Annotated in this window: 7 protein-coding genes; 6 read left to right on the forward strand and 1 reads right to left on the reverse strand. The window is 75.4% G+C overall.

All coding sequences use genetic code 11. The annotated features are described in order from the left end of the window. Window positions 1-106: 106 nt before the first annotated feature. The 5 genes from ACFV9Q_RS21605 (at window position 107) to ACFV9Q_RS21625 (ending at window position 5,682) form a co-directional block, all read left to right on the forward strand. Entirely contained in the window at window positions 107-1,360 is a 1,254-nt protein-coding gene (locus ACFV9Q_RS21605; RefSeq protein WP_377236104.1) for a phosphotransferase, read from the forward strand. Then, the gene (locus ACFV9Q_RS21610) at window positions 1,357-2,838 is read left to right on the forward strand and encodes a sensor histidine kinase (RefSeq protein ID WP_377228848.1); all 1,482 of its coding nucleotides are present in this window, start codon (window positions 1,357-1,359) and stop codon (window positions 2,836-2,838) included. Before ACFV9Q_RS21605 ends, ACFV9Q_RS21610 begins: the two co-directional genes overlap by 4 nt. Continuing rightward, the gene (locus tag ACFV9Q_RS21615; RefSeq protein ID WP_377228847.1) at window positions 2,835-3,500 is read left to right on the forward strand and encodes a response regulator transcription factor; all 666 of its coding nucleotides are present in this window, start codon (window positions 2,835-2,837) and stop codon (window positions 3,498-3,500) included. Before ACFV9Q_RS21610 ends, ACFV9Q_RS21615 begins: the two co-directional genes overlap by 4 nt. 153 nt (window positions 3,501-3,653) lie before the next feature. After that, window positions 3,654-4,082 (forward strand): hypothetical protein, encoded by a 429-nt coding sequence (locus ACFV9Q_RS21620; protein ID WP_377236105.1) that lies wholly within the window; start codon window positions 3,654-3,656, stop codon window positions 4,080-4,082. Window positions 4,083-4,188: 106 nt separating this feature from the next. After that, window positions 4,189-5,682 carry a M81 family metallopeptidase gene (locus ACFV9Q_RS21625; protein ID WP_377236106.1) on the forward strand — a complete coding sequence of 498 codons (1,494 nt, stop codon included), beginning with the start codon at window positions 4,189-4,191 and terminating at the stop codon, window positions 5,680-5,682. Between the two features lie 20 nt (window positions 5,683-5,702). On the opposite strand, the gene ACFV9Q_RS21630 is transcribed toward ACFV9Q_RS21625, so the two are convergent. After that, the gene (locus ACFV9Q_RS21630) at window positions 5,703-6,830 is read right to left on the reverse strand and encodes a GNAT family N-acetyltransferase (protein WP_377236107.1); all 1,128 of its coding nucleotides are present in this window, start codon (window positions 6,828-6,830) and stop codon (window positions 5,703-5,705) included. 88 nt (window positions 6,831-6,918) lie between these two features. Here ACFV9Q_RS21630 and ACFV9Q_RS21635 point away from each other — a divergent pair. Next, window positions 6,919-9,398, forward strand: a 2,480-nt coding sequence (locus ACFV9Q_RS21635) for a glycoside hydrolase family 3 C-terminal domain-containing protein (RefSeq protein WP_377236108.1), incomplete at its 3' end; no start/stop codon positions are given.

Genomic DNA, 9,398 nt, shown 5'->3' on the forward strand with positions numbered 1-9,398 from the left:
GAGGCCCGGGGAGACGTGAACGTCTCCCCGGGCCTTCTGCGCAGGGTTAGAGGATTCTCATCCGGATCGGGGCGCTTCTGCCCCGCCCGGCTGCGAGGATGACGTGATGACCACGCACCTCGATCTGCTGACCGGCGAGTCCGCCGCGGGGCTCCTCGACGCCGCCGTGGCGACGGCGGGCGGGGAGCTGGTCGACTGGCGGGTGCGGCAGGTGGACCACCGACCCGGCTCGACGACGACGGTGGCGTACCGCGCGACGGTGCGCTGGAACGGCGTCGAGCGCTCCGAGACGCTCGGCGCGAGCGTGGGCCGGGCCCGCGACGGGCGCAAGCCGGGCGTGGTCACGCTGTCCGACGGCGACGCGACCGTCGCGGTGTGGCGGTTCCCCGGCGACCCGGCCCTGCCGGCCCTGCCGCGCGCGTTCGACCCCGCCGCCGTCGAGGAGCTCCTGGCGGGGCTCGGCGTGGGCCCGCGGGAACGCGCGCACCCCGAGCTCAAGGTGCGCGCCTACCGGCCCACCCGGCGGGCCGTGCTGGAGGCCACGGCGGCGGCGTCGCACGTGTTCCTCAAGGTGCTGCGGCCGCGCAAGGTCGCGGACCTGCACCAGCGGCACGCGCTGCTGTCGCGGGCCGGGCTGCCGGTGCCGCGCCCGCTCGGCTGGTCCGACGACGGCCTGCTGGTGCTGTCCCCGCTGCACGGCACCGAGATGCGCACCGCGATCCGCGACGGGGGCCGCATCCCCTCGCCGTCCGCGATCCTGGACCTGCTCGACCGGCTGCCCGCCGAGGTGCGCGACCTGCCGCGCCGCCCGGCCTGGAGCGAGTCGGCGCAGCACTACGCGGGCGTGATCGGCGCGGCCCTGCCTGCCGAGGCCGGCCGCGCGAGCGACCTGGCCGGCGCGGTCGCCGAACGCCTCGCGGAGCGCGGTGCCGGGACCGACCCGACGCACGGCGACCTGTACGAGGCGCAGATCATGCTCACCGACGGGCGGGTCACCGGCCTGCTCGACGTCGACTCCGCGGGGCCCGGCCACCGCGCCGACGACCTGGCCTGCCTGGTGGCGCACATCGACGTGCTCTCGCTCGTGGGCGGTTCGGACCCCACGCACGTGGCCCGCGCGTCGCGGATGCGCCGGCTCGCGGCGGACTACACGGCTGGGTTCGTGACGGCGCCCGGCACCCGGGGCGCGGACCGCAGCGACCTCGCCGCCCGGGTCGCGGGCGTGCTGCTCTCCCTGGCCACCGGCCCGCACCGGGTCCAGGAGCGGCACTGGCAGGCGGCGACGTCGCGCCGCCTGGACGTCGTGGCGGCCTGGCTCGACGGTTCGCGCCTCGCGACCGCCGGCGTGGGCGGCGCATGAGCCTGCGCAGGCCGTCCGTCCGGGCCAAGGTCGTGGCCGTGGTCGTGGCGGTGACCGCCATCGGGCTCCTCGGGGCCGGCCTGCTCACCCACGCGATCCAGTCCCAGCAGATCATGGACGACATCTCCGAGGACTTCGACCAGGAGATCGGCGAGCTCCAGCGCCTCGCGGCCGACGGCGTGGACCCGGAGACGGGCGAGGACTTCCACGGCGCGGGACGGCTCATGAGCGTGGCCATGGAGCGCAACGTCCCGGGCTCCAACGAGATGTTCGTGAGCTACCTGGACGGCGCGCACCAGCAGTCCAACCCGCCCGCCGCGAGCCGGGTGGTCGTGGAGAGCGAGCTGGTCCAGGAGGTCGTGGACGAGCTCACGCCGCAGACGTCCACGACCGTCCAGCGCGAGATCGAGACCGAGATCGGCCGGGTGTGGTTCGTCGTCGTGCCGGTGACCGTGCCGGACCGGCAGGAGGTGGGCGCCTACGTCATGGCGTCCGCGCTGGACCAGTCGCTCGAGGCCGAGACCGCCGTGATGCGCACCTACGCGATCGTCTGCAGCGTGGCGCTCGTGCTCCTGGGCGTGTTCGCCTGGCTCGTGGTCAGCCGCCTGCTGCGCCCGCTGCGCCAGCTCAGCGCCACCGCGACCCGGGTGACCGAGACCGACCTGTCCCAGCGCGTGCCCGTCGCGACCGACGACGACCTCGGCGAGCTGGCCGGCGCCTTCAACACCATGCTCGACCGCCTGTCCACGGCCATCGAGACGCAGCGCCAGTTCCTGGACGACGCCGGGCACGAGCTCCGGACACCGCTCACGGTGCTGCGCGGGCACCTGGAGGTGCTCGACCCGGACGACCCGGCCGACGTGCGCGAGACCCGGGACCTGCTGCTGGACGAGACCTCCCGGATGGGGCAGATCGTCGAGGAGCTGGTGCTGCTCGCCAAGGCGGAGCGGTCCGACTTCGTGGCCCCGGCCCCGGTGGACCTGGGCCGGTTCACGGACGACGTGCACGACAAGGCGCGGGCGCTGGGCGACCGCCGCTGGGTGGTGGACGCGCGCGCCGACGCCGAGGTCTCCGCCGACGCGCACCGGCTCACCCAGGCCGTGCTCCAGCTCGCGGACAACGCGGTCAAGTTCACCGGCGCCGACGACGAGGTGGGGATCGGCACGCAGGTGTTCGACGGCGCGTCCGGCCGCGTCGTCCGGCTCTGGGTGCGGGACACCGGGCCGGGCGTGCCGCCCGAGGAGGCGGACCGCATCTTCGACCGGTTCGCGCGGGGGAGCACGGCGGGCGGCGTCCCGGGCTCCGGCCTGGGCCTCGCGATCGTGCGCGCCATCGCGCAGGGGCACGGCGGGGACGTGGTGGTGGAACGGTCCGACGGGGGCGGCGCGCGGTTCGTGATGACCTGGCCCGTGGCCGGACCCGGGCAGGGCGAGCGACCGGCGGCACGAGGCGCGGCGGCGGAGGAGGAGGCGGCGTGAACCAGATCCTGATCGCGGAGGACGAGGAGCGCATCGCGCAGTTCGTGCGCAAGGGCCTCAAGGCGCACGGGTTCCAGCCCACCGTGGTGTCCGACGGCGCCTCGGCGCTCGGCCACGCCATGTCGGGCGGCTACGACCTGATGGTGCTGGACATCGGGCTGCCCGTGCTGGACGGGTTCACGGTGCTCCAGCGGCTGCGCGACGTCGGCTCCACGCTGCCCGTCGTGATCCTCACCGCGCGCGACTCGCTGTCGGACCGGGTGGCGGGCCTGGAGGGCGGCGCGGACGACTACATGTCCAAGCCGTTCGGGTTCGACGAGCTGCTCGCGCGGATCCGGCTGCGGCTGCGCAAGGCGGCGTCGGAGGCCGCGCCGTCGGACCGGCTGGAGCACGGCGGCGTCGGGCTGGACCTGCGCACCCGCACCGCGACCGTGGCAGGTCGGGAGGTGGAGCTGTCCGCTCGGGAGTTCGCGCTCGCGGAGGTGTTCCTCCAGCACCCCGGGCAGGTCATGTCGCGCGAGCAGCTCCTGTCGCGCGTGTGGGGGTACGACTTCGACCCCGGGTCCAACGTGGTGGACGTGTACGTGCGGTACCTGCGCAGAAAGCTGGGCGCGGACCGGATCGAGACCGTGCGGGGCGCGGGCTACCGGTTCCGGGGATGAGGCCCCGCCGGGCCGGCGCGGCCGCCTGCTGGGCCGCCCGGACCACATGAGAGCTGTCTCATCCGGCTCTCCTCGTCGCCTCATCCGGGCGCGGCAGACTCGTCGTCAGCAGGCACCCGACGGGGGTGCCGGGAGACCCGGGAGGTCGGTCGCATGAACCCCTCGACCATGAAGAAGCGCTGGGCCGTCGTCGGGACGGCCGCCGTGATCGGCATCGTGGGCGCGAGCACGGCCGCCGCGCTCAACGACCCCGCCCCGCGGGCCGAGTCCACCGCCGCCGTCGCGCTGTCCGGGGCGACCGCACCCGCCGGCGGGGCGACCGCCGCGCCCACCGACGACTCGCCGGAGTCGGCGGACTCGCCCAACGAGTCGGCGCGGGACACCCCGGGGTCCGCGCAGTCGGCGGACTCGCCGGGCGACGCGAACTACGACCCGTCGCCGGAGTCGGCGGACTCGCCGAACGAGTCGGCCCACGACACGGCGGGGTCGGCGCAGTCGGCGGACTCGCCGGACGACGCGAACTACCAGTCCCCGGCCGACGACACCCCGAACGACAACACGCCGGACGACGCGGACGACTGATCCGCCCCCGCCACGTGTCGGAACCTCACGTCACCCGGGTGCCCTGAGGTTCCGACATGTCGGCAGATGTACGGAAGTAGTAACCCGGCGCGCCTACACTGCGCGCGTGACCCGTACCCCCCGTCGACCGCGGATCGCGATCTGCGGCATGGCCATCGAGTCCAGCACGTTCTCCCCGCACCGCTCGGGCTGGGAGGCGTTCACCCTGCTGCGCGGCAACGAGCTGGTCCGGCGGTACCCGTTCCTGCGGGACGGCACGGCCCTGCGCCGGGAGGCCGAGTGGGTGGGCATCCTGCGGGCCGGGGCGCTGCCGGGCGGCGCGGTCCCGGCGGACGTCTACGAGACGGTCCGCACCGAGATCGGCCTGGCGCTGGAGGCGCAGGGCCCGTTCGACGGGGTGCTGCTGGAGATCCACGGGGCCATGGCGGTGCTCGGCCACACCGACGCGGAGGCGGACCTCGCGCGGGCGGTGCGCGCCGCCGTCGGGCCGGACTGCCTGGTCTCCGCGTCCATGGACCTGCACGGCAACGTGTCCCGCGACCTGGCCGCGACCGTCGACCTCATCGCCTGCCACCGCACGGCCCCGCACGAGGACGAGGACGAGGCGCGCGAGCGCGCGGCCACGGACCTGCTGCGGCGCGTCGACGGCGCCGGGCGGCCGCGCAAGGCCTGGGTGCAGGTGCCGGTGCTGCTGCCGGGGGAGCGGACGAGCACCCGGCAGGAGCCCGCGAAGGGCCTCTACGAGGACGTCGCGCGGGTCGGGGCGCTGGACGGCGTGCTGGACGCCTCGGTCTGGGTCGGCTACGCGTGGGCGGACGAGCCGCGCTGCCGGGCCGCAGTGGTGGTCACGGGCGACGACGACGCCGTCATCGCCCGGGAGGCCGAACGCCTGGCCCGCCGGTACTGGGACGCCCGCGCGGAGTTCGGTCTCGTCGCCCCCGCCGGTTCGTACGAGGAGTGCCTGCGCGCGGTGCTGGCGAGCGACGCGCGCCCGTTCGTCCTGTCGGACACCGGCGACAACCCCATGGCCGGCGGCGCGGGCGACGTGACCTGGACCCTCGCCCGGCTCCTGGCGGAGCCCGCCTTCGCGACCCCGCCCGCCGACGGCGGCCGCACCGCGATCTACGCCGCCCTGCCCGACGCCGGGGCCGCCCGCACGGTGGCCGCCGCCGGGGTGGGCGCCACCGTCGAGGTGGAGGCCGGGGCCCGGGTCGACGACGGCCCTCACGGACCGGTGGTCCTGCGGGGCGTCGTCGAGCACGTGCGCGCGGACGACCCCCTCGCCGGCATCGTGTGCGTGGTGGCGGTGGGCGGCCTGCGGGTGGTCCTGACCGAGCGCCGTCGGGCGTACCACCTGGAGTCGGACTTCACCGCGATCGGCCTGGACCCGCGGGGCACCGACGTCGTGGTGGTCAAGGTCGGCAACCTCGAGACCGAGCTCTACGAGATGGCCGAGGACTGGATGCTCCTGCTCACGCCGGGCGGCGTGGACCAGGACCCGCAGCGGCTGCGCCGCACCGGCCTGGGCGGGCCGGTGTGGCCGTTCGACGACGACGCCGCCTTCGGCGACGGCCCGGACCTCACCGCCGAGCTGCTCTGACGCTGCGCCGCCGTCCTGCGTCAGGTCAGCGGGCCCTGGAAGTTGGCGCAGCCGCCCGCCGGCACGAACCCGAGCGCGATGTTGATCGCGAGCATGTGCGGGTTCTCCTCGTTGTTCCAGGTGTAGATGCGCTGCGCCTGGGGGCGCAGGCGTGCGTGCTCGCGCAGGTTCACGGCCTTCACGAGCATTCCGAGCCGGTGCCCGCGGTGCGTCCTGAGCACCACCGTCGCCTGCTGGTTGGTGTGCTCGGGCTGGAGGTCGTTCCACTGGAGCATGGTCATCGCGACCAGCTCGCCCGTGGCCACGTGCTCGGCAGCCGTTACCACGTACTGGTCGCCCTTGGCGGTCATCGCGGCCTCCTCGGTGCGGATCCGCTCCACGTCCCAGACGTCGGACTCGACCTCCAGGCCGCCACGCGGCTCGTCGTCCGACAGCGCCTGTTCCAGGGCCGCGTACTGCTCGATCCACTCCTCGGGCATGGGCGCCGTCCAGGTGTGGACGCGGTACGCGTCGCCCGCGACGGCGCGGGACTCGGCCTCGAAGCGGGACACCGCCTCCGGCAGCACCGGCAGGTCGATCCGGGAGCGGCGCTCGACGAGCTGGAGCGTCAGGCCCAGCTTCTGCGCGAGCAGGACGCCCGGCAGGTCCGCGGCGACCTCGCCGCTGCCCGACGCCGGGGCCAGCGTCTCGCCCGCCGGCTTCTGCGGGCCGAAGTCGACGTACGTCATGAACGACGTCCGGCCCTCCGCCCGCGCCGTGTCGCGCGACCACTGCGCGAGAGCCGTGGCGATGCCGCGCCCCCGGTGCTCCGGGTGCACCACGATGCCGCCGATGGCCAGCTCGGGGTTGGCGCGGACCTGCAGGAACACCGTCGCCTCGCCCACCACCTGCGGCCCGGCGGGCGTGTCCACCACCGCGATCCGCCGCAGCTTGCGCACGTAGCTCTGGTTGTTCATGCCGACCAGGACGCCGATCGGCGTCGGGGCGGCGTCCGCGTTGCCGATGTCGACGACCGCGGCTGCGGCGTGCATCTCCGCGATGCCGCGGTACGCCCAGGCGTCGGGCTCGTCGAGCGAGGTCGCGTGCGGAGGGTCCATGAGCCGCCACGCCGACGTCGCCGGGGCGGGTGCTGCAGAGGAAGTGGTCATGAACCCAGGGTGCTCCGGGCGGAACCGGGGCGCACGGCTTTATTTCGGCACCCCTGGACCCGGCGCGCGTGGCCGCTAGCGTGACCGCATGACGAAGAAGTCGCGTTCCGGGGCGCTCACGGTCGAGCAGAAGGCCCGGCTCCTGTCCGGGGCCTCGTTCTGGTCCACGGCGGAGGCGCCCGGCGTCCCGCCCGTCTACCTCGCCGACGGGCCGCACGGCGTGCGCCGGCTCGCCCCCGACGTCGGCGACATCGAGGGCGCGGTCCCGGCCACGTGCTTCCCGCCCGCGGTGGCGCTGGGCAGCACCTTCGACGTCGGCCTCGTGGCACGGGTCGGTGCGGCCGTGGCCGCCGAGGCGCGGGCACGCGACGTCGACGTGGTGCTCGGCCCCGGCATCAACATCAAGCGCAGCCCGCTGTGCGGGCGCAACTTCGAGTACGTGTCGGAGGACCCCCTGCTCGCCGGGGAGATCGGCGCGGCCCTGGTCACCGGGATCCAGGGTGGCGGCGTGGCCGCGTGCGTCAAGCACTTCGCCGCGAACAACCAGGAGACCGAGCGCATGCGCGTCTCCGCCGACGTCGACGAGCGCACCCTGCGCGAGATCTACCTGCGCGCCTTCCAGCGCGTGGTGACCCGGGCGCGGCCCGCCACGCTCATGTCGTCCTACAACCGCGTCAACGGCACGCACACCGGCGAGGACCGCCGGCTCACCACCGACGTGCTGCGCGGCGAGTGGGGCTTCGAGGGCCTCGTCATGTCCGACTGGGGCGCCGTGCACGACCGCCTCGCCGGCATCCGCGCGGGCCTGGACCTGGAGATGCCCGGCGCCGGCGAGGCCCGGGTCGCGGAGATCGTCGCCGCCGTCCGGTCCGGCGCGCTCGACCCGGCCGACGTCGACCGCTCGGCCGCCCGGGTGGTCGCGCTGGCGCTCGCGGCTCGGGCCGCGCGGGAGTCGGCCGCGCGGGCGCCGGCCGCCGCGGACGGGGCGGACGCCGTCGCGCCCGGTGCGGACGCCGCGCCCGGGGCGCTCCTCGCGGAGCGGGGCGACGACCCCGCGCCCTGGCACGACGACGCGCACCACGCGCTGGCCCGCGAGGCCGCGAGCCGCGCGATCGTGCTGCTCAAGAACGACGGCGGCCTGCTGCCGCTCGCCCCGCGCACGCGCCTGGCCGTGATCGGCGAGCTCGCGCGGACACCACGGTTCCAGGGCGCGGGCTCCTCCCAGATCGTGCCGACCCGGGTCGACGACGCCCTCGCGGCGATCCGCGACTCGGCGACCGACGTCGTGTTCGCGCCGGGGTACGGGCTGGGCTCGGGCGGCGGGGCGCTCGCGGACGGGGCGCTGGGCGACCGGGCGCGCACGGACGAGGCGCTCGCCGACGAGGCCGTCGCCGCGGCCCGGGACGCCGGGGTGGTGCTGTTCTTCGCGGGCCTGCCGCAGTCGGCCGAGGCCGAGGGCCGCGACCGCGAGCACATCGAGCTCCCGGCCGACCAGCTCGACGTGCTGGACCGGGTGCTGGCGGTCAACCCGCGCGTGGTCGTGGTGCTCTCCAACGGCTCGGTGGTGCGGCTGTCGGGCTTCGCGGACCGGGTGCCCGCGATCGTCGAGGGCTGGCTGCTCGGCCAGGCGGGCGGCGGTGCGGTGGCCGACGTCCTGTTCGGCCGGGTCAACCCGTCGGGCCGCCTGGCCGAGACGGTCCCGCTGCGCCTCGAGGACACCCCCGCGTGGACCAGCTTTCCCGGGACCGGCCTGCACGTCACCTACGGCGAGGGCATCTTCGTGGGCTACCGCTGGTACGACGCGCGGGACCTGGCCGTGCAGTACCCGTTCGGCCACGGGCTGTCGTACACGACGTTCGCCTACGGGGACCTGACGGTCGCCGCCGGGCCGGCCGACGGCGTCGTCGGCCTCACCGCGAGGCTGACCGTCACCAACACCGGCGGCGTGGCCGGGCGCGAGGTGGTGCAGTGCTACGTGTCCGTGCCGGGCTCCGCCGTCCCGCGGGCGCCGCGCGCGCTGGCCGCGTTCGCCGTCGTGGACCTGGCGCCGGGGGAGTCCCGGGAGGTCGAGCTGGTCGTGGACCGGGCCGACCTCGCGTACTGGGACGTGCGCGCCGACCGGTGGCACGTGGAGGGCGGCGCCTACCGCGTCGAGGTGGGCGCGTCGAGCCGCGACCTGCGCGTCGCGGCCGAGACCGAGGTGCCCGGGGACGCCGTCGCGACGCCGCTGACCCCGGGGTCCTCGGTGGGCGAGGCGATGGCACACCCCGTCGTCGGCCCGGCAGTCACCGCGCTGCTCAAGGCGACTGGCCTGTCGGACGGCGTCATGATCATGACGCAGGCGATGCCCCTGGAGCGGCTCCCGTACCAGCCGGGCTCGGGCGTGACCCACCGCCGGCTCCGCGTCCTGCTGAACCTGGCCAACAGCCGCCTCGCCGCCCGTCTCACCCGCCCCCGCCGTCGTTTGGTGGTTGGGGTTTTTTTTTTTTTCACAGGTTTCGGGAAAAAACACCCCCCCCCCCCCCAGGGGGGGAGGGGGGGGGGGGTGGGGGGGTTTGGGGGGGTTTT

The sequence above is a fragment of the Promicromonospora sp. NPDC059942 genome (assembly GCF_042731755.1).
Lineage (GTDB): Bacteria > Actinomycetota > Actinomycetes > Actinomycetales > Cellulomonadaceae > Promicromonospora.

What these genes read in the sequence shown, in the direction of transcription:
- ACFV9Q_RS21610 (WP_377228848.1), top strand. Translation starts at nt 1,357, where the DNA reads ATGAGCCTGCGCAGGCCGTCCGTCCGGGCCAAGGTCGTGGCCGTGGTC.
- ACFV9Q_RS21605 (WP_377236104.1), top strand. Translation starts at nt 107, where the DNA reads ATGACCACGCACCTCGATCTGCTGACCGGCGAGTCCGCCGCGGGGCTC.
- ACFV9Q_RS21620 (WP_377236105.1), top strand. Translation starts at nt 3,654, where the DNA reads ATGAACCCCTCGACCATGAAGAAGCGCTGGGCCGTCGTCGGGACGGCC.
- ACFV9Q_RS21630 (WP_377236107.1), bottom strand. Translation starts at nt 6,830, where the DNA reads ATGACCACTTCCTCTGCAGCACCCGCCCCGGCGACGTCGGCGTGGCGG.